This is a genomic window from Micromonospora sp. NPDC005707 (genome assembly GCF_040631005.1).
Lineage (GTDB): Bacteria > Actinomycetota > Actinomycetes > Mycobacteriales > Micromonosporaceae > Micromonospora.
In genome coordinates this window covers 1-19,171 of the sequence record NZ_JBEXYR010000015.1, presented here as the reverse complement: position 1 = coordinate 19,171, position 19,171 = coordinate 1, and the positions used below count along the sequence as shown (strand labels likewise).

Sequence of the window (19,171 nt, the reverse complement as noted above, 5' to 3'; positions counted from 1 at the left end):
CCCCGCACCGACATCCGCATGCCCCGAGTCCAGGTGGAGCACCCGAAGTGAAGGTCGTGAACGCGTAGTGAAGGTTGTCAGCATCGTCGGAGCCCGGCCGCAGCTGGTGAAGCTGGCACCCATCGCCGCCGCCTTCGCGGAAACCGCGCACCACCACGTGATCGTGCACACCGGGCAGCACTACGACGCCGACCTGTCCGACGTGTTCTTCTCCGGCCTCGGCATCCCCCAGCCCGACGTGCACCTCGGCATCGGTTCGGGCAGCCACGGTGAGCAGACCGGCCGGATCCTCGCCGCGCTGGACCCGGTCTTCGCCGCCGAGCGGCCCGACTGGGTGCTGGTCTACGGCGACACCAACTCCACCCTGGCGGGCGCGGTCGCCGCCGTGAAGATGCACCTGCCGGTGGCGCACCTGGAAGCCGGCCTGCGCTCGTTCAACCGCCGGATGCCGGAGGAGCACAACCGCGTGCTCACCGACCACGCGGCGGACCTGCTGCTCGCCCCCACCGAGGAGGCCATGGGGCACCTGCGCGCCGAGGGGCTGGGGTCCCGGGCGACGCTGGTCGGCGACGTGATGGTGGACGTCTGCCAGCGCGTACGCGACACGGTGCTCGCCGACGGCGCGCCCCCCGCCGGCCTGCCGGAGGGTGTCGACCCCCGCTCCCCGTACCTGCTCTGCACCCTGCACCGGGCGGAGAACACCGACGACCCGCAGCGCCTGGCCTCGCTGGTCGCGGCGCTGGCCGCCCTGCCGGTCCCGGTGGCGCTGCTCGCCCACCCCCGGCTGGTGGGACGCGCCGCCGAGCAGGGCCTGAAGCTGGAGCAGGGCGCGATCCGGGTGGGCCGGCCGCTGCCGTACGCCGAGATGGTGCGGGCGGTCCTCGGCTCCGTCGGGGTCGTCACCGACTCCGGCGGGTTGCAGAAGGAGGCCTACCTCCTCGGCCGGCCCTGCACCACGCTGCGCTCCGAGACCGAGTGGGTCGAGACGCTGCACGACGGCTGGAACCGGCTGGTGGCCGACCCGGCGTCGCTGGGCGCCGGACCCTGGGCGGAGACGGCCACCCGCACCGCCCCGACCGCGCCGCAGGGCACGCCGTACGGTGACGGTCGCGCCGCCCGCCGGGTGGTGAGCGTCCTGACCGGCTCCGAATCGACGAAAGAGTAGTTGTAGGCAACGATGCGCCAATCCCTCCCCTCCGCGTTGGCCCGCCTGACCCGTGTCACTCGCCCCCGTTCCCGGTCCGGCGCCCGGCCCCATGTCATCTACCTCGCCATCGGCTTCCCACCGGCGGCGAAGAGCTCCGCCTACCGGCTGCGCGAGACCGCCAACCAGTTCGCCGCGCTCGACTGGGACGTCACCGTCGTCACGATCTGCGAGGAGGCGTGGGAGCGCGAGTACGGGCTGGACCACAGCCTCTCCGCCGGCGTCGACCCGCGGATCCGGGTGGTCGAGCTGCCCCTGGCCCGTAAGGACCTGGAAACGGACATCCGCAACTTCTCCGAGGCCCGCTCGCTGCGCCCCCGGGAGTGGATCGAGCAGCAGCGCAAGCGGGACCTGACCGTCTTCCCGGAGCCGGTCTTCGGTGGTTGGCGCTTCGCGCTCGAGAAGGCCGTGCTCCGGATCCACCGCGAACACCCGGCCGACCTGCTGGTGGCCAGCTGCGCGCCGTACGTCAACCTGGCGCCCACCTGGCGGCTGTGGGAGGAGCACCGGGTGCCCTACGTGGTGGACTTCCGCGACGGCTGGTCGCTGGACGTCATCACCGGCGAGGCGGCGTTCCCGGAGAAGTCACCCGCCGGGCGGTGGGAGAAGAAGGTCCTGGAGCAGGCGGGCGCCATCTGGTGCGTCAACGACCCGATCGCCCGCTTCTACCAGGAGCGCTACCCGTCCGTCGCGGACCGGGTGCGGGTGGTGCGCAACGGCTTCGACGAGGACGGCGTGCCCACGGTGGAGCACCGGGTCGACCCGGAGGCGGGCCTCACCTTCGGTTACCTGGGATCGATCAACTTCTCGCCGGTCCTGCTGGACGAGGTCCTCACCGGCTGGCGGATGGCGCGGCGCGACGATCCCCTGATCGCCCGCAGCACGTTCGAGGTGCGGGGCCACATCGGCGCGGGCGCGCTGCGTGAGGCGAACGCCCACATGGAGCTGCTGCGCGCCGCCGAGCCGGACGGCGTCGTGTTCGGCGGTCCGGTCGCCAAGGCCGACGTGGCCGGCACGTACGCGCGCTGGGACGCGCTGGTCCTGATGCTGGTGGGCGGCGCCTACGTCACCTCCGGCAAGGTGTACGAGTACGCGGCCAGCGGGCTGCCGGTGATGTCGGCCCACGAGGTCGACCACGACGCGGCGCGGGTGCTGGCCGGGCACCCGCTGTGGACCGGGGCGGTGGGTCTGGAGCCGGTCCGGCTGGCGGAGAGCTTCCGCGAGGCCGGAAAGCTGGCGGTCGGCGCGACCGAGGCGGACCGGGCGGCGGCGCGGGCGCACGCCCACCGGTACACCCGGGGCGCGCAGTTGAGGCCCGCCGTCCGCGCGGCGACGGAACTGGCAGCGGCGCCGAACCCGTCGACCGAGGCGGTCGCAACCGGAGGTGGACGGTCATGATCGAGATGCTGATCATCGCGGGTGCGGCGCCACGGCAGGAAGCCGTGCTGTCCGAGGCGCTCGCCCGGTTCCGCGCGCAGGGCGTCCGGGTCCGGCTGGTGTGCGCGTTTCCGCTGGAGCTGACGTCGCTCGACACGTCGTCCGCCGAGGTGTACGCCCTGCCCAAGGCCGAGGCGAAGGCCCGGGTGAAGCGGCTGGCCGGTGGGGCGGAGCCCAGCCGGGCGCTGTGGCTGGGGATCCGTCGGGACCGGGTCGTCCGGGGGTGGGCGCGCACCGCCGACATCCTGGTGTCCCTCGACGCGGTGTCCGTGCACACGGTCTGGGAGCTGGCGCAGCGGAACCTGCGGGCCGACGCCTGCCAGGGGCTCGGACCGGCGGGCCGCGCCGTGCAGGCCAGGCTGGACGGCAGGGCCCGGCGCAGGGGCACGGTGGGCGCCGCGACGTCCGCCCGGGCCGGCATCGTCGTGCGGGAGACCCGACAGCGGGCGGCCGCGGCGGCCAAGCGCTCGGTCCGGGCGACGATGGCGCCCGCGGTCATGCGCAGCGCCCCGGGTGCCAGGTTCTGGCGTACGGTCGTCGCCGCCCCCGCCCTGCCGGACCGGGTCCGCGGCGGGCTCGCCTACCAGGTGCACCTGCGACTGCTCAACGCCGACCGCGCGGACCAGGCGGTGGCCGCCTCCGCCGCCGCCGTACGGCGGATGCACGACCGCCGGGCCCGGGTCGACCTGCTGACCCGGGAGGCCAAGAAGGAACTGGGCATGGGCCTGATCCCGGTCTGCCTGCGCGAGACGGTGACCGCACAGCTCACGCTGGCCGACGAGCTGCTCGCCAAGAAGAACGCGCACAAGGCGGCCCAGGCGGTTCATCAGGCGTTGCAGCTGCTCTACCACCGGGTGCCGCAGCTCGAGCAGTCCGGCTCGCCGCTGGTCGCCGACGCCGACGCTTATCTGGCCCCGTTGCTGGGCAGCACCGCCGGGCAGGCCCTGCTGCGGCAGCGCGGTCGGGCGGTACCGGCCGCGCCCACGCCGACCGGCCGGCCGCGACGGCTGCTCGTCCTCACCCGGGACGCGAGCCGGGACCACTACCTCGACCAGCTCCGCCAGCGGTACGAGCTCGCGCCGGACGTGGAGCTGCGGTACGTGCGGCTCGACGACGACCCGGTCAGCGACAAGTTCGCTCGGGAGCGGGGCGCGGTCGTCGAGCACCTCCTCGCCGGCGGCGCGGCCACGCCCTTCAGCAAGCGCGTGCTGGCGTGGCTCCAGCCGCACCTGGACTGGGCGGACACGGTGTTCGTCGACTCGTGCACGGCCGGCGCCCTGGTGACTTTGAACGATCCGGGTGACACCCGGATCGTCCTGCGGCTGCACAACTTCGATCTGACCGGCATCTGGGCGCAGCTGATCGACCTGTCCCGGGTGGACGACCTGGTCTACGTCTCGGACCACCTGCGGGACCTGGCGCACGCGGCGCTGCCGCAGCTGCGTGCGGGCCGGCGCCCGGCCGAGCACGTGCTTCCCCCGGGGTTGGATCTGCGCGCGCACGCGCTTCCGAAGCCGCCCGAGGCCCGCTTCACGCTCGCCGTGGTGGGAGCGGACACCGCCGCGAAGGACGCGCGCTGGGCCGTCGCCGTGCTGCGCCTGCTCCGCGCGGAGGACCGGCGCTACCGGCTCCTCCTGGTGGGTGACGGCCCGGACTCGGTGACCGGCACCAACAACAAGCGGTACCAGGCGGAGCTGGTGAACGACCTGGCGGAACTCGCCTCCGCGGTCACCTACCTGGACGAGGTGACCGACGTGGCCCAGGTGCTCACCGGGGTCGGGGTGATCCTCAGCAGCTCCACCCGGGAGGCGTTCCACTGCGCGCTGGTGGAGGGCGCGGCCAGCGGCGCGGTGCCGGTCGTCCGGGACTGGCCCTTCCTCGCCGACCTGCCGCACGGGCCCCGCACGCTCTTCCCGGCGGACTGGGTGATCGCCACGCCGGACGACGCGGCGAAGCGGATCCTGACCGCCACGTCGAGCGACGACACGTGGCGGGCCGACGGCGCGGCGGCGTCCGCCCATGCCCTGTCGACCTGGGACTGGACGGTGGTCCGCCGCGGTTACGACGAGTTGTTCGGGGTGCCGGCCACCGACCCGGCGGGCTGACCTCACCCGGCCAACGCGAACGAAAAGGCCCACCCCGGCGGACCGGGGTGGGCCTTTTCGTTCCATGCCGGCGGATCCGCCGGCCGGGCAGGTGCGGGGCGGGTCAGCGCAGCACCGGATCCGCCGGCTGACGGACCGGCGGCGCGACGTCCGGCCGCAGTCGGCGGTAGACGCCGTCGAGCACGGCCGCCTGCGCCTCCCAGGTCCAGCCGTCCAGCAGCCCCGGCCGGTCGTACGCCCGACGGTAACGCTGCGGATCCGCCAGCACGGCCTGCACGGCCCGCACGTAGTCGGGCACGTCCTCGGCCCGGAACACCTCGCCCTGGCCCGTGGAGCGGACCGTCTCGGCCATCGTCCGCACATCGCTGACCACGATCGGCAGCCGGGCGTGCGAGTATTCCAGGAACTTCGTGATCAGGGCGAGCTCGTGGTTCGGCTTGTGGTGGATCGGGATGATCCCGGCGTCGGCCGGCGCGAGGAACGCCGACACCTGCCAGTGCGGCACGTACGGCAGCAGGTGCACCCGGTCCCCCACTCCGGCCTCCACGGCGCGTTCCCGCACCTCCTCGGACGGGGTGTTGTTGCCGGTCGGGTGCAGGGTGACCAGGGCGATGTGCACGCCCGGCAGCCGCGGCAGGGCGTCCACCATGGTCTCCAGCCCCCGGGACGGGTTCACGCCACCGCAGTAGACCAGCAGCGGGGTGTCCGGACCGACACCGCACAGGGCGCGCAGGTCCGGCACGGGCTCGGCGAGCCGGGCGTCGTCGACGACCCGGTCCGGCGCGTTCAGGACGACGTCCGGCAGCTCCGGCAGGCTGTGCACCTCGCGCAGCAGCTCGGCCAGCGTCGAGGAGACGGTCACCACGGCGTCGGCCCGCGGGGCGTGCTCCGCCGTGTAGGCGATCTGCGCGGGCAGCCAGCGCGGGTTGTCCTCCCGGCCGAGCACGCCGGCGACGTACTCGTGGGCGTCCCAGACCACCCGGGTGGGCCGGCCGAGCGCCCGGGCCCGCTCGGCGGCGCGTACGCCCACGCCGGCCATCCGGAAGTCGTTGGCGTGGATGATGTCGGGCTCAAGCTCGTCGATCACCGGGCCGAAGGCGATCTCGTAGTCCCACAGGCCCGGGTCGAGCCGCCGCCACGACCGCGGCCCCATCACCTTCTGCCAGAACTGGATCGACAGCCTGGTCAGCAGCAGGTTCTCGTTCTGCTGGTTGCTGCGCAGCCGCTTCAGCTCGCCGGCGCGCAGCCGGGCCCACTGGGTGCGGACCTTGGTGGTGGCGCGGGGAGGCAGCAGCAGCAGCTTGCCGATCAGGTAGCTGCCCCCCGCCCCGTCCCGGCGGGCCTCGTCCAGCCGCACCTGGCGCTGCTCCAGGTCCAGCCGTCGGGCCTTCAGCGCGTTCAACCGTTGGGTGGCGTACCGGCCGGGCCGGTACGCCAAGGGGCGGCGCAGCGACCGGCGCAGGTTCAGCGGGTGCTGGGCCAGCGGGCGCGGCACCTTGATCAGGCGCACCTGCGCGTCGCCGATCATCCAGCTGTCCTCGGGTGACGTCTTGCCCAGGATGCCGAGCAGGATCACCTCCCAGCCGGCCTCGGCGGCGGAGCGCGCCGTCTTCTGCACCCGGGAGTCGCCGTGCACCCCGTTGTCCACCAACATGACGACCCGCCCCCGTGGGCGGGTGCTGTCCGGGTCCATCCCTGTCCTTTCGAGGGGTCGGCTGGGGCCGCCCGGCCGGCGGGTGCCGACCGCCGGGCGACCCGGAGGGGTGACTGCGCAGCGGCGGCGGGATGTCGCCGCCGCTGCGGAAGCGAGCTGCCGCTAGACGGCGCTCCCGGCGGACTGCCGGGGCTCGGGGGCGCCGCGGGACGGCAGGACCGAGACGACCTTGCCGTCCGCGGCGGACTCCAGCAGGCCCGCGGCGACCTGGACGGTCCGCAGCCCCTGCCGCAGGGTGACGATGTCGCTCTGCTTGCCCTCGACGGCGTCGCGGAAGCGCTCGTGCTCGACCAGCAGCGGCTCCCGCTTCGGGATCGCGTACCGGACCATGTCGCCCTCGGCCACGCCGCGGAACGCGCGCAGCGCCTCCCACTCGGTGTCGATGGCGGCGTTGGCGTAGAAGGTCAGGTCGGCGGTGAGCGTGTCGGCGACGAAGCAGCCCTTGTCGCCGGTGACCACGGTGGACCGCTCCTTGAGCGGGCTCAGCCAGTTGACCAGGTGGTTGACCATCGTGCCGTCGGAGAGCTGGCCGACCACGGCGACCATGTCCTCGTGCAGGCGGCCGCTGCGGGAGACGGTCCGGGCCGCCACCGAGGTGTATTCGCGGCCGGTCACCCAGGCGGTCAGGTCGATGTCGTGGGTGGCCAGGTCCATCACCACGCCGACGTCGGCGATCCGGTGCGGGAACGGGCCCTGGCGCCGGGTGACGACCTGGAAGACCTCGCCCAGCTCGCCGGCCTCCAGCCGGGTGCGCAGGCTCTGCAGCGCCGGGTTGTAGCGCTCGATGTGGCCGACGCCGGCGACCAGGCCGGCGGACTCGAACGCCTCCACCAGCTTGGTGGCGGCCTCGACGGACTGGGCCAGCGGCTTCTCGATGAGCGCGGAGACACCGTTGGCGGCCAGCTCCAGGCCGATCTGCTCGTGCAGGGCGGTCGGGCAGGCGACGACCGCGTAGTCGACGCCCAGGGCCAGCAGGTCACCCAGCGTGGGGACCACCGGCGCGCGGAGCGTGCCGGTCACGTCGCCGGCCGGGTCGACCACGCCGACCAGCTCGACGCCGTCGAGGTTGGACAGCACGCGGGCGTGGTTGCGCCCCATGGCGCCCAGGCCGATCAGGCCGGCGCGCAGCTTGCGGGCCCCACTCATCGGGCACCCCCGGCGAGGTTCGCGCCCTCGGCGATCCGCTCCAGGTCGGCCGGGCTCAGCGACGGGTGCACCGGCAGCGAGACCACCTCGGCGGCGGCCCGCTCGGTCTCCGGCAGGTCCCACGGGCCCGGCTTGCCGTCGGCGTCGAGGTAGGGCTTGAGCCGGTGGATCGGGGTCGGGTAGTAGACGGCGTTGCCGATGCCCAGCTCGGTGAGGCGGGCCATGGCCGCGCCCCGGTTGCCCTCCACCCGCACGGTGTACTGGTGGTAGACGTGCTTGGCGGCGTCCGCCACGGGCGGGGTGACCATCCCGGTGATCTTCGAGTCGAGGAACTTGGCGTTGGCGCGGCGCTGCTCGGTCCACTCGCCGAGCTGGGTCAGCTGCACCCGGCCGATCGCGGCCGCCACGTCCGTCATCCGCATGTTGGCGCCGACGATCTCGTTGGCGTACCGCTGCTCCATGCCCTGGTTGCGCAGCAGCCGCAGCGTGCGGGCCAGCTCGGCGTCGGCGGTGGTGACCATGCCGCCCTCCAGGGCGTGCATGTTCTTCGTCGGGTAGAAGCTGAAGCAGCCGGCGGTGCCGAAGGCGCCGACCGGGGTGCCGTGCAGGGTGGCCCCGTGCGCCTGGGCGGCGTCCTCCACCACGGCGAGGCCGTGCCGCTCGGCGACGGCCATGATCCGGTCCATGGCCGCCGGGTGGCCGTAGAGGTGCACCGGCATGATGGCGACGGTGCGCGGCGTGACGGCGGCGGCGACGGCCTCCGGGTCGACGCAGAAGCTGCCCGGCTCGATGTCCACGAAGACCGGCTCGGCGCCGACCAGCCGGACCGCGTTGGCGCTGGCGGCGAAGGAGAACGAGGGCACGATGACCTCGTCGCCCGGGCCGACGTTGAGCGCCATCAGGGTCAGCTGGAGCGCGGAGGTGCCGGAGTTGACGGCCACGCAGTGCCGGCCGGCGACCAGGTCGCCGAACTCCTCCTCGAACGCCGCGACCTCGGGGCCCTGAACGACCCGGCCGCTCCGCAGCACCCGGACAGCCGCCTCGATCTCGGCCTCACCGATGATCGGTCGTGCTGGGGGAATGAACTCTGGATGCGGCCCGACCATGGGGCTTCCTCCTGTCGACAGGGTTCTCATGTGGGGGACAGTTTCGGGGGGGATGGTAACGGTTGGTGCTGGAAACAACCCGGTCGCACCCATTGTCCGACCAGATGTGTCCTGGTGTTCATGATCGACTGAGGGCCGCGGACGGGGGGACCCGGGGGTCACACTTCCACCTCGCCGCGGACAGGCCCCAAGCATGCTACCCGGAGGGCCGCCACGATCGCGGAGGCCAGGCGGGGCACCTCGTCGAGGTCCAGCGGCGCCCGGGAGATGGCCATCCGCCAGTAGAGCGGACCGACGATCAGGTCCACGGCGGCACGCCGGTCGGTGTCCGGGGAGAGCTCGCCCCGCTCGACCGCGCGGCCGATCAGGATCCGGCCGACGGTCTGCTGGTAGTCGTCCAGCGCCGCCTGGAGCTTCTCCGCGATCTGCGGGTTGCGGGCCGCCTCGGCCAGCAGGTCCGGGATGATCTGCGAGGCCAGGCGGTGACGCAGCGCACGGGCCATCACGTGGAGCAGGATCTCCAGGTCGCCCAGGAGACTCCCGGTGTCCAGCAGCGGCAGGTTGCGGCCCGCCGCCGCGGAGACCATGTCCAGCACGAGGTCGAGCTTCGAACGCCAGCGGCGGTAGATCGCGGTCTTGCTGACCCCGGCCCGGCGGGCCACCGCCTCGATGGAGAGGCGGCCGTAGCCGACCTCGGCCAACTCCTGCATCACGGCGGCGCGGATGGCACTGGTGATCTCCCCGCGCAGCACCGCCGCGCCGGCCGGGGCACGCCTCTTCTCGGTCGTCACGTGGGACAATGTAGCGCAACGACGGTACGGTTGCGTCCCGACGTGTTTTGGACTACCTTCCACGCATCAGCGAGGCACCTCCCCGCCCGGCCACGCTAGATTTTCACGCCGCGACACACATCTCCTGCTCCCCATCGGCACGAAAGATCGGAGCGCCTCACCATGGCCAACACCGCGGTGGCCGACCCCGAATCCGGGCTGACCCGGGCCCAGCTCGCCCAGCGGTACGGGCTGCGGGTCGCGGGGGAACGCCCGCCTCTGGCCGAGTACGCCCGCCGGCTGTGGGCGTACCGGCACTTCATGACCGCGTACTCGCGGGCGAAGGTCGCCTCCTCGTTCAGCAACACCCAGCTCGGCCAGCTCTGGCAGGTGCTGACCCCGCTCACCAACGCGGCGGTCTACTACCTGATCTTCGGCGTGATCATTTCGCAGAACAAGCACGTGCCGAACTTCATCGCGTACCTCTGCACCGGCGTGTTCGTGTTCCTGTTCACGCAGACCGCGGTGCAGAACGGCACCAGCGCGATCACCGGCAACCTGGGCCTGATCCGGGCCCTCCAGTTCCCCCGGGCCGCGCTGCCGATCACCGTCACGCTGGTGCAGCTCCAGCAGCTGCTCATGTCGATGGTGGTGCTGGCGTGCATCGTGCTGGCGACCGGCGAGCCGCTGACCTTCCGCTGGCTGTTCCTCGCGCCGATGCTGGTGCTCCAGACGATCTTCAACATCGGGCTGACCATGGTGATGGCCCGGCTCGGCTCGAAGATCACCGACCTCAAGCAGGTCATGCCCTTCGTGATGCGCACCTGGCTGTACGCGTCCGGCGTGCTCTACAGCGTCACGCTCTTCGCGGAGCGGCTCCCCGGCTGGGCCGCGAACATCCTCGAGTGCAACCCGATCCTGGTCTACATCGAGCTGGCCCGGTACGCGCTGCTCGACTCGGCCCACCCCGAGCACATCGCGTCCTCGCCGCTGCGGCTGTGGTCGCTGGCCGTCGCCTGGGCGGTGGTCGCCGGGATCGGTGGGTTCGTCTACTTCTGGCGCGGAGAAGAGGAGTACGGCCGTGGCTGACCTCACGCAGCCGGCGGGCAGCACCGCCGTGGTGGACTCGGGGCGCATCCCCACCGTGGTGGTGGACGACGTGCACGTGATCTACCGGATCCACAAGGGCGCCACCGGTGGCACCACCCCGGTCTCCGCGCTCAAGCGGATCGTGTCCCGGACCAACGCGCCGAACATCCGCGAGGTGCACGCGGTCAAGGGCGTGAGCTTCACCGCCTACCAGGGCGAGGCGATCGGCCTGATCGGCAGCAACGGCTCCGGCAAGTCGACCCTGCTGCGGACCATCGCCGGCCTCCTCCCGCCGGCCCGGGGCGCGGTCTACACGCAGGGCCAGCCGTCCCTGCTCGGCGTGAACGCGGCCCTGCTCAACGACCTCTCCGGCGAGCGCAACGTGGTGCTCGGCTGCCTGGCCATGGGCATGCCGCCGGAAGAGGTCAAGCGGCTGGCTCCGGAGATCATCGAGTTCTCCGGGATCAACGAGCGCGGCGACTTCGCCTCGCTGCCGATGCGCACCTACTCCTCCGGCATGGGCGCGCGGCTGCGCTTCGCCATCGCCGCCGCGAAGAAGCACGACGTGCTGCTCATCGACGAGGCGCTGGCCACCGGTGACCGCAAGTTCCGGGCCCGCAGCGAGCAGCGGGTGCGGGAGCTGCGGGAGAGCGCCGGCACCGTCTTCCTGGTCAGCCACTCCATCGGCTCGATCCGGGACACCTGCGAGCGCACCATCTGGCTGGAGAGCGGCGTCCTGAAGATGGACGGCCCCACCAAGGAGGTCTGCGACGCCTACGAGAACCAGAAGTAGCCGTCCGGAGCGCACCGGTTCCGGGCTCGCCCGGGTCGGTGCGCTCCGTCGTACGCGTTAAGGTTTCCCTCGGCGCCGACCAAAATTCACCACTTGGTCACCGAACCACAAACCCCCCGCAGAAGTGAGGAACGGCAATGACGCAGGACCGCACCCCCGCACCGGACGCCGCGCCGGCGAGCCCGGCTCCCTGGCGCCCCTCGCGGACGGTGGCCGTCATCCTCGCCGGGGGGACCGGGACGCGTCTCGGGCTGGGCATCCCGAAGCAGCTGCTGAAGATCGCCGGCAAGCCGATCATCGAGCACACCCTGGCCGTGTTCGAGGCCGCGCCGGAGATCGACGAGATCATCGTGCTGATGGCCGCCGGCCACGTGCCCGACGCCGAGCGGATCGTCGCCAACGCGGGCTTCCGCAAGGTCAGCAAGGTGATCGAGGGCGGCGACACCCGCAACGACACCACCCGGATCGCACTGGACGCCGTCGGCGAGGGCGACGTCAACATCCTCTTCCACGACGCGGTGCGCCCCCTGGTCAGCGCCCGGATCGTGCGCGAGTGCGTGAACGCGCTCTGGGCCTACTCGGCCGTGGACGTGGCCATCCCGTCCGCCGACACGATCGTCCAGGTCGACCAGGACGAGTGCATCACCGACATTCCGGTCCGCGCCACCCTGCGCCGCGGCCAGACCCCGCAGGCGTTCCGCTCCGGCACCATCCGCGAGGCGTACCGGCGGGCCGAGGGCGACCCGGACTTCGCCGCCACCGACGACTGCGGCGTGGTCCTGCGCTACCTGCCCGGCACGCCGATCAAGGTGATCGACGGCTCGGACGAGAACATCAAGGTCACCCACCCGGTCGACGTGCACCTGGCGGACAAGCTCTTCCAGCTCGCCGCCGCCCAGGTGCCCAAGGTCAGCGACCACCGTGGCTACACCGAGGAGCTGACCGGCCGGACCATCGTCGTCTTCGGCGGCAGCTACGGCATCGGCCACGACCTCACCGAGCTGGCCCGCCGCTACGGCGCCCAGGTCTTCCCGTTCAGCCGCTCCACCACCGGCACGCACGTCGAGCGGGCCGAGGACGTCGCCGCCGCGCTGAAGACCGCCTTCGAGGCGACCGGCCGGATCGACCACGTGGTGGTCACCGCCGGGATCCTGGAGAAGGGCGCCCTCGCGGAGATGGACGAGGAGACGATGGACCGCCTCCTGCACGTCAACTTCGTCGGCCCGGTCACCATCGCCCGGCAGTCGCTGCCCTACCTCCAGCAGACCAAGGGCCAGCTGCTCCTCTACACCTCCAGCTCCTACACCCGGGGCCGGGCGCGCTACGCGCTCTACTCGGCGACCAAGGCCGCGCTGGTCAACCTGACCCAGGCCCTCGCCGACGAGTGGGCCGAGTTCGGCGTACGGGTCAACTGCGTCAACCCGGAGCGCACCGCCACCCCGATGCGCACCAAGGCGTTCGGTGAGGAGCCGGAGCACACCCTGCTCTCCGCCGAGGCCGTCGCCCAGGCCTCCCTGGACGTGCTGATCTCCGAGCTGACCGGCCAGGTCATCGACGTCCGCCGGGCGCCCGGCGAGCCGGTGGCCGCGGTGCCCGCCCAGCCCGGCGCGCACGCCACCGAGCAACTGCCCACCGGCATCGACGCCTGAGCCGCGGGACGGGACGAGCCAGATGCGCGGTGACCTGGTCCGGAAGCTGCTCGCCCGGGTGCTGACCACCGGGCTGGCGGTGCTGGCCTTCCTCGTCGTGGCGCTCACCGGGGCGACCGGTTGGGGCCTGACGGTCGCGGTCGCCGCGCTCGCCGCCGCCGCCTGGGAGCGCCGGGTCCGGCCGACCGCCGACGGCCTCGCCGAGTCGGTGCTGGTCGCCGCCGGCATCCTGGTCGGCTACGCCCGCCGGCTGGACGCCGGCTTCGACCCGGCGCTGGCGGCCACCGCGCTGGTCCTGCTCGGCCTGGTGCTGCTGGTCGGGCCGCTGCGCGACGCCGGCGCGCTGGAGATCCGGGCGGCCAACCTGCCGGTCCGGTCCTGGACCCCGCTGGTCGCCGCCCGGCTCGGCGACGCGCTGCTGGTGCTGCTCGCCCTGGTGGCGCTCGCCGCCGGCCTGGCGCTGCCCGCCTGGGTGGCCCTGATGGCCGCGCTGCTGGTCGGGGCGGGCTGCGGCGCGGTCGGCCTCGACCTGGCCCGGCGCCGGTTCCGGCCGCCGGCCGGCGGCGGCCCCGTGGGCCGGGCGCTGCGCCGGCACCAGCCCGAGTTCCTGCTCTACTTCTCCGCCCCGCCGGGCTCCGAGTACCAGGTCACCATGTGGCTGCCCTACCTGGAGCGGATCGGCCGGCCGTTCCTGGTGCTGGTGCGCGAGCCCGAGTTCCTGCCGACCGTGGCCGCCGCGACCCGCGCGCCGGTGGTCTTCTGCCCCACGCTGAAGACCATGGACGAGGCGCTGGTGCCGAGCCTCCGCGCGGCCTTCTACGTCAACCACGGCGCGAAGAACAGCCACTGCATCCGCTTCACCCAGCTCACCCACGTGCAGCTGCACCACGGGGACAGCGACAAGGCGCCCAGCGCCAACCCGGTCTCGGCGATCTTCGACAAGATCTTCGTGGCCGGGCAGGCCGCGATCGAGCGGTACGCCCGCGCCGGCGTGGAGATCCCCGCCGAGAAGTTCGTCGTGGTCGGCCGTCCCCAGGTGGAGGCCATCGAGGTACGCCGGGAGCCGGTCACCGGCCTCGCCCACCCGACCGTGCTCTACACGCCCACCTGGACGGGGCACCACGCCGACGCCGACTACTGCTCGCTGCCGGTGGCCGAGACGCTGATCCGCCGGCTGCTGGACCGGGGGGCGACGGTGATCCTGCGGGCGCACCCGTACACCACCCAGAACCCGGCCTCGGCCCGGCAGTTGGCCCGCCTCACCGAGCTGCTCGCCGCCGACCGGGCGAGGACCGGGCGCGCGCACCTGTGGGGTGCGGCGGCCGGCCGCGAGCTGACCCTGACCGAGTGCGTCAACCGGGCCGACGCGCTGGTCTCGGACGTCTCCGGGGTGATCTCCGACTGGCTCTACTCCGGCAAGCCGTACGCGGTCACCGACATGGGCGTCGACGGGGAGCACTTCGTCGAGCGGTTCCCCCTCGCCGGTTCCGGCTACGTGCTGCGCCGGGACATGTCCAACGTGGACGAGGTGCTGACCGGGCTCCTGGACACCGACCCGAAGGCGGCGGCGCGCTGGGCCACCCGCGCCCGCTACCTGGGCGACTTCCCGGCCGAGTCCTACGCCGAGGTGTTTCTCGACGCCGCCCGCCGGCAGCTCGCGCCGGCCGGGACCGCGCCCGCCCCGCGGGACGGTTCGCCGCTCCCCTCCCCCACCGCCTGAGCCGAGGCTCAGAGGTACGCGTCGAGCAGGGCGAGCACCGCCGCCGGGTCCTCGACGTGCGCGTTGTGGCCCAGGCCGGGCAGGGTGGCGACCGGGACGCCCAGTTCCTTGAGCTGCGCGTCGGTCACCATCGGGTCCTGCTCGCCACGGGCCAGCAGCACCGGGACGTCGACGGCGGCGAGCAGCGCCGGCAGCCGGGGCTCCCCCACCGCGAAGGCGGCCGGGTCCATGGCCAGCCGCCAGCGGCCGTCCTCCCGGCGCAGCCCCGCCTCCACCACGGGGTGGTCGGGGGCGAACAGCCCGGCCAGCCCGGAGACCCGCAGGTAGCGGCGGGCCGCCTCGTCCCGGGTGGCGAACCAGGTCACCGGACGGTCGGCCAGCTCGCGGGCCTTCTCCAGCTCGGCCGGGGACCAGACGGCCTTGATGCCCAGCCCGACCACCGCGTCGACGGGCAGGCGCCGCGACCGCGCGGCCAGCGCCAGCGCCACGACCCCGCCCAGCGAGTGGCCGAGCAGCACGAGCCGGTCGCGGGGGCCGAGCCGCTCGGCCACCGGACCGAGCCCCTCGACCACCCGCCGGGCCAGGGCCTCGAAGGAGTATTCCGGCAGCGGGGGCGACCAGCCGTGCCCGGCCAGGTCGGGTGCGAGCCACCGCCCCGCCCAGTGGCGCTCCAGCAGCGGCGCCCAGGGCAGCCACACCTCACCGGTGGCGCCCATGCCGTGCAGCAGCAGCAGATGGCGGGTACCCGTCGCGTCGCCCATAGGCCGCAGTGTGCCACCGGACGGACACGACGCGCGAGAGCAGCCGGCACGACGACGTCGGGCACCGGCTCGGTGGAGCCGGTGCCCGACGGGAGAGCTGCGATCAGGCGGAGTAGCCGCGCGTGGCCGCCCAGTTCGCCAGGTCGATGGTGCTGATCCAGTACGCGGGCAGCGCCGCGTTCGCCGAGTCGGCGATCCGGACCGTGCGGCCGTCGTTCTTGTAGCCGACCACCGCGATGTAGTGGCCGCCCGGGAACGAGTGCCAGCCGCCGTCGGTGTCGGTGGCGTCGCCGGCGATGTTGACCACCACTCCCCGGCCGTCGGTGATCGCCTTGACCACGTCAGCCTGGAGCTGGTCGATCTCCGCCGGGCTCGCCGAGCCGCCGAACATGTGCGTCCGGTACGGGTTGCCCTTGACCATCTGGTTCAGGCCCCGGGTGGTGTCCTCGGCGGAGTTGGTGCCGTTCTCGCCGGCGTTCAGCGGGGCGATCATCGCGTCCTGGGTGGTCTCGACGCCGCTCGCGCTGAGCGCGTTGCGCACCGCGGCCGGGCCGCAGTTCCAGTAGGCGGTCTGCGCCTCGTAGGTGTAGTCCAGCACCTTGGTCGACGGCGGCTTCGGCTTGGCCTTCCGGGTGGTGTCCGGGTCGGTGGTGGCCTTGGCCGCGGACTTCGCGGCCGACGGCGACGCGCTCGGCGAGGCGGACGGCGCCGGGACGGCCGCCCGGGCCTCGCCCCGGCTGGCGACCTCACCGAGCCGCGAGCCCAGCTCGGCGACCGCGGCGGTGTTCTCCTGCTGGACCGGGGCGTCGTCGGTGGCGTTCAGGGTGGCGCCGGCGCCGCCGGCGAGCACGAGCGCCGCGGCCGAGCCGGCGATGATCTGGTACGGGCGCTCGGTCACGAGACGCCGCAGCTGACGCTTCAGGTGATGCTTCACGGGTTCCTCCACGGGAGCGTGCGCGGCACACACCGGCCCACGCGCGGAGGAACTCACGCGCGCTGGCGGGGCGGGTCGCCGCGGAAGGGGAGCGCCCGGGGGGCCGGGCGTTCGGGGCGGTTGCCGGGTCCGGTCGCCGTCAGGCGAGCGCCGGCACCACGATGCCGTGGAGGCGGGGGGACGAGCGGGGGGAGGTGAGCACGAGGAATGGCACTCCTTCCGTGGCCGCCGACCGGGTTAGCTGACGGATTCGGGCGGGAAGTACGCCCTACCACAGGCCGTGGGCCCGCGGATTCACCCCGGTGTTGCTGTGGGTCCCCGGTTCGTAAGAACACGATTAGGCGGGTCGGCGCGGCGTCGCCACTTGCGATCGGAAACCGCTCCGGACGCGCCGACACTACCGGTGGGTATGCCGCCTGCCAAGCGCTCCCACCTGCTTAAACCTCGTGCATCGCTACGGATATCGGAACACTCCGTCACTGACTTCACTCAATGGGACAGGCAGTTACGGCGGCGCCGGCGGGCGAAAAGCGGACATCCGGTGGCGGCTGACCCGGAATTGCGGGGGCACTTCGCCCGGCCTGCGCCCGGTGACCGTTTCCGGGGTCCCGGTGACCGGGCTCACCGAATTCGGATAACAATTCGGCAGACTCGGCCCCGCGTGGGGAGTCGGGCTCACGTGACGCCATGGGAGTCGGCCCCCGCGTGACGCCGTGAGGTCGGACCGGCGTGACGCCGTGGGGTCGGACCAGCGTGACGCGCGGGGTCGGACCAGCGTGACGCGTGGGGTCGGGCCGGCCGTGACGCCGTGGGTCGAACCGGCGTGACGCCGTGGGGTCGAGTCGGCGCGACGCCGCGGGTCGGGCCGGCGGTGACGCAGGCCGGGCACGACGGCTCTCCAGCTACCGCTGCCACGGGCCACGGGCCACGGGCCACGGGCCACGGGGCACGGGCCACAGGCCACAGGGTTACCCAGCGGCCCCGCCAGCCGGCCCACCGGCGCCCAGGACATTCGCTCAAGACCGGCTACGAACTTGGTGTCCTGGCCAGCCGGCTCGCCGACCGCCAGGACATCCGCTCGGACCCGCTAGGAACTTGATGTCCTGAACGACTCACGCCCAACTTGCCGCCGGCCACGTCTGGTCGGTCACGACGGCAGCTCGACAGGCGTCCGGGAGGGCCGCGCGCCCGATCCGTTCACGTCATCAAGTTCCTAGCGGCCGGCACGACCACATCCGGCCACCGGCTCTCCGGCCGCACGCTCTCCGGCCGCACGCTCGCCGCCCTGCGGACGGTTGCCACCAGCTCTCCCGGAACGGGAGTGGACCACGTTCAGCCGGCCCGGACGGGACGCCAGCGCGCCCCGGGCACGGTGGCCGGGATCCGCACCGTCGCGTCGTTCCGCCCCTCCACGGTCGCCGTGGCGGCGTCGGCGGGACGGAGGGCGGTGGCCGCCGCGTAGGACTCGGCCGACAGGGCGCGGGCCGCCTCGGCGGCCAGTTCGGCGTCCCGCCACGCCCGCCGCTCCCGCTCGGCGGCCGTCGCCCAGGCCGCCCGGCGGCTCTCGCGTACGGCCCGGGCCAGGACGATCTCCTGCTCGGCCGGGTGCCGGCGCGGGTCCCACCCGTTGCGGTGGGCCAGCACGTCGGCGAGTTGCCGGGCGCTCAGGTCGCCCCGCCAGTGCGCGGTCATCGCGGCGTGGTGCAGCCAGCGCTCCCGGGCCGCGTACTCGGCCGGGGTGCGTGGGGTGTGCGGGGCGGGCAGGGCGGCGGCGCTGGCGAGGCGGCGGGCGGCGGCCTCGGCCTCGTCGTACGCCCGCCAGGCCCGATCGGCCTCGTCCTGGGCGGTGAGCCACTGCTCGCGGCGCCGCCGGGCGCTCTGCGCGGCGCCGGCGGCGGCCACCGCCACCTCGTCGGCGTAGCGGCGCAGGTCGGCCCGGCGAGCGGCTTCCTCGGCGGCCGGGTCGGGCGCCGGATCGGGCGCGCCGTCGCGCTCCGGGCGGGCGACCAGCACGGCGAGCAGGCCGAGGGCGAGCACGAGCAGGGCCGACCAGATCGCGGCGGCCTCGGGAACCTCGGTCAGGAAACGGTAGAGAACGGTTTGCGGCATGTCGGCACCTCACGGGAGAGAACGTGGTGGAGAGGTGTCCGCACGACCCGTGGATGCGGCGGGCGCGGCGGCAGCGGGTGCCGCGGGGCCGCCCGGCGGGCGGGTGCGGGGGTGAGGTTCGGTGCGTGCGGCGGGCGTGGGGCGCCGGCCCGCGGGCGGGGTCAGCGGGCGGGCGGGGCCCGGGAGCCGACGGTGGCCGGGACCAGCCCGGTCAGGACGAGCGGCCGGCCGGTCACGCCTGTCACGGCCGAGAGGGGCGCCACCGGCACGGACTCAACAGCGGGGACGGCCCGCGTGTCAGCGGCTGCGCCGCCGACGTCCTGCCCACCAGCGGTGACGGCGGTGATCCCGCCACCGAGGTCCTGCCCGGCGGCATTGACGGCGATGGTCCCGCCAGCGAGGTCCTGCCCGGCGGCGGTGACGGCGGTGATCCCGCCACCGACGTCCTGCCTGGCAGCGGTGGCGGCGGTGATCCCGCCACCGAGTCCGGTCATCGTTCCGGTGGCGGTCGGGGGGGGGGGGGCCCGGGGGGGGGGGGGGGGGGGGGGGGCCGGGGGGGGGGGGGGGGGGGGCCCCCCCCCCGGGGGCCCCCCCGGCCCCCCCCCCCCGGGGGGGGGGCCCCCCCCCGCGCGGG

At 73.8% G+C, this 19,171-nt stretch carries 15 protein-coding genes and 1 riboswitch; of the genes, 7 read left to right on the top strand and 8 right to left on the bottom strand.

All coding sequences use genetic code 11. The features are described from left to right. Nucleotides 1–67 precede the first annotated feature (67 nt). Genes wecB through ABZ452_RS25715 form a run of 3 tightly spaced genes read left to right on the top strand, consistent with a single transcriptional unit; the run spans nt 68 to nt 4,746 of the window. Entirely contained in the window at nt 68–1,165 is a 1,098-nt protein-coding gene (gene wecB / locus ABZ452_RS25725; RefSeq protein WP_357947821.1) for a UDP-N-acetylglucosamine 2-epimerase (non-hydrolyzing), read from the top strand. 12 nt (nt 1,166–1,177) lie between these two features. Then, complete coding sequence (locus ABZ452_RS25720; protein ID WP_357947818.1) at nt 1,178–2,602, top strand: glycosyltransferase; 1,425 nt, start codon at nt 1,178–1,180, stop codon at nt 2,600–2,602. Next, nucleotides 2,599–4,746 (top strand): glycosyltransferase, encoded by a 2,148-nt coding sequence (locus tag ABZ452_RS25715; protein ID WP_357947816.1) that lies wholly within the window; start codon nt 2,599–2,601, stop codon nt 4,744–4,746. The genes ABZ452_RS25720 and ABZ452_RS25715 overlap by 4 nt, the downstream gene beginning before the upstream one ends. 103 nt (nt 4,747–4,849) lie before the next feature. On the opposite strand, the gene ABZ452_RS25710 is transcribed toward ABZ452_RS25715, so the two are convergent. The 4 genes from ABZ452_RS25710 to ABZ452_RS25695 form a co-directional block, all read right to left on the bottom strand. Beyond that, entirely contained in the window at nt 4,850–6,439 is a 1,590-nt protein-coding gene (locus ABZ452_RS25710) for a glycosyltransferase family 4 protein (protein WP_357947814.1), read from the bottom strand. Between the two features lie 123 nt (nt 6,440–6,562). Further along, nucleotides 6,563–7,606 carry a Gfo/Idh/MocA family oxidoreductase gene (locus ABZ452_RS25705; protein WP_357947812.1) on the bottom strand — a complete coding sequence of 348 codons (1,044 nt, stop codon included), beginning with the start codon at nt 7,604–7,606 and terminating at the stop codon, nt 6,563–6,565. After that, nucleotides 7,603–8,712, bottom strand: a complete 1,110-nt coding sequence (locus tag ABZ452_RS25700; RefSeq protein ID WP_357947809.1) for a DegT/DnrJ/EryC1/StrS family aminotransferase — start codon at nt 8,710–8,712, stop codon at nt 7,603–7,605. The genes ABZ452_RS25705 and ABZ452_RS25700 overlap by 4 nt, the downstream gene beginning before the upstream one ends. A 158-nt stretch (nt 8,713–8,870) precedes the next feature. After that, nucleotides 8,871–9,503, bottom strand: a complete 633-nt coding sequence (locus tag ABZ452_RS25695; RefSeq protein ID WP_357947807.1) for a TetR/AcrR family transcriptional regulator — start codon at nt 9,501–9,503, stop codon at nt 8,871–8,873. Nucleotides 9,504–9,665: 162 nt separating this feature from the next. Between ABZ452_RS25695 and ABZ452_RS25690 the strand changes: the two genes are divergently transcribed. From ABZ452_RS25690 to ABZ452_RS25675, 4 genes are all read left to right on the top strand, one after another. Continuing rightward, the gene (locus ABZ452_RS25690) at nt 9,666–10,571 is read left to right on the top strand and encodes an ABC transporter permease (RefSeq protein ID WP_357947804.1); all 906 of its coding nucleotides are present in this window, start codon (nt 9,666–9,668) and stop codon (nt 10,569–10,571) included. Continuing rightward, nucleotides 10,564–11,364 carry an ABC transporter ATP-binding protein gene (locus ABZ452_RS25685; protein ID WP_357947802.1) on the top strand — a complete coding sequence of 267 codons (801 nt, stop codon included), beginning with the start codon at nt 10,564–10,566 and terminating at the stop codon, nt 11,362–11,364. Before ABZ452_RS25690 ends, ABZ452_RS25685 begins: the two co-directional genes overlap by 8 nt. A gap of 137 nt (nt 11,365–11,501) precedes the next feature. Next, nucleotides 11,502–13,013: a bifunctional cytidylyltransferase/SDR family oxidoreductase gene (locus tag ABZ452_RS25680; RefSeq protein WP_357947799.1), complete on the top strand. Its 1,512-nt coding sequence runs from the start codon at nt 11,502–11,504 to the stop codon at nt 13,011–13,013. Between the two features lie 22 nt (nt 13,014–13,035). Next, a complete protein-coding gene (locus ABZ452_RS25675; RefSeq protein WP_357947796.1) occupies nt 13,036–14,733 on the top strand; it encodes a CDP-glycerol glycerophosphotransferase family protein in 1,698 nt (565 codons plus the stop codon). An 8-nt stretch (nt 14,734–14,741) separates the two neighbouring features. On the opposite strand, the gene ABZ452_RS25670 is transcribed toward ABZ452_RS25675, so the two are convergent. From ABZ452_RS25670 to ABZ452_RS25655, 4 genes are all read right to left on the bottom strand, one after another. Beyond that, nucleotides 14,742–15,494, bottom strand: a complete 753-nt coding sequence (locus ABZ452_RS25670; protein ID WP_357947793.1) for an alpha/beta fold hydrolase — start codon at nt 15,492–15,494, stop codon at nt 14,742–14,744. Between the two features lie 103 nt (nt 15,495–15,597). Continuing rightward, nucleotides 15,598–16,440: a C39 family peptidase gene (locus ABZ452_RS25665; protein ID WP_357947790.1), complete on the bottom strand. Its 843-nt coding sequence runs from the start codon at nt 16,438–16,440 to the stop codon at nt 15,598–15,600. 199 nt (nt 16,441–16,639) lie between these two features. Next, nucleotides 16,640–16,782, bottom strand: a riboswitch (cyclic di-AMP (ydaO/yuaA leader). Nucleotides 16,783–17,760: 978 nt separating this feature from the next. Beyond that, the gene (locus ABZ452_RS25660; protein WP_357947788.1) at nt 17,761–18,537 is read right to left on the bottom strand and encodes a hypothetical protein; all 777 of its coding nucleotides are present in this window, start codon (nt 18,535–18,537) and stop codon (nt 17,761–17,763) included. Nucleotides 18,538–18,698: 161 nt separating this feature from the next. Next, the gene (locus tag ABZ452_RS25655; protein ID WP_357947785.1) at nt 18,699–19,031 is read right to left on the bottom strand and encodes a hypothetical protein; all 333 of its coding nucleotides are present in this window, start codon (nt 19,029–19,031) and stop codon (nt 18,699–18,701) included. Between the last annotated feature and the right edge of the window lie 140 nt (nt 19,032–19,171).

Coding starts and splice junctions, on each gene's coding strand:
- ABZ452_RS25720 (WP_357947818.1), top strand. CDS start 1,178: ATGCGCCAATCCCTCCCCTCCGCGTTGGCCCGCCTGACCCGTGTCACT.
- ABZ452_RS25715 (WP_357947816.1), top strand. CDS start 2,599: ATGATCGAGATGCTGATCATCGCGGGTGCGGCGCCACGGCAGGAAGCC.
- ABZ452_RS25710 (WP_357947814.1), bottom strand. CDS start 6,439: ATGGACCCGGACAGCACCCGCCCACGGGGGCGGGTCGTCATGTTGGTG.
- ABZ452_RS25705 (WP_357947812.1), bottom strand. CDS start 7,606: ATGAGTGGGGCCCGCAAGCTGCGCGCCGGCCTGATCGGCCTGGGCGCC.
- ABZ452_RS25700 (WP_357947809.1), bottom strand. CDS start 8,712: ATGGTCGGGCCGCATCCAGAGTTCATTCCCCCAGCACGACCGATCATC.
- ABZ452_RS25690 (WP_357947804.1), top strand. CDS start 9,666: ATGGCCAACACCGCGGTGGCCGACCCCGAATCCGGGCTGACCCGGGCC.
- ABZ452_RS25680 (WP_357947799.1), top strand. CDS start 11,502: ATGACGCAGGACCGCACCCCCGCACCGGACGCCGCGCCGGCGAGCCCG.
- ABZ452_RS25675 (WP_357947796.1), top strand. CDS start 13,036: ATGCGCGGTGACCTGGTCCGGAAGCTGCTCGCCCGGGTGCTGACCACC.
- ABZ452_RS25670 (WP_357947793.1), bottom strand. CDS start 15,494: ATGGGCGACGCGACGGGTACCCGCCATCTGCTGCTGCTGCACGGCATG.
- ABZ452_RS25660 (WP_357947788.1), bottom strand. CDS start 18,537: ATGCCGCAAACCGTTCTCTACCGTTTCCTGACCGAGGTTCCCGAGGCC.
- ABZ452_RS25655 (WP_357947785.1), bottom strand. CDS start 19,031: ATGACCGGACTCGGTGGCGGGATCACCGCCGCCACCGCTGCCAGGCAG.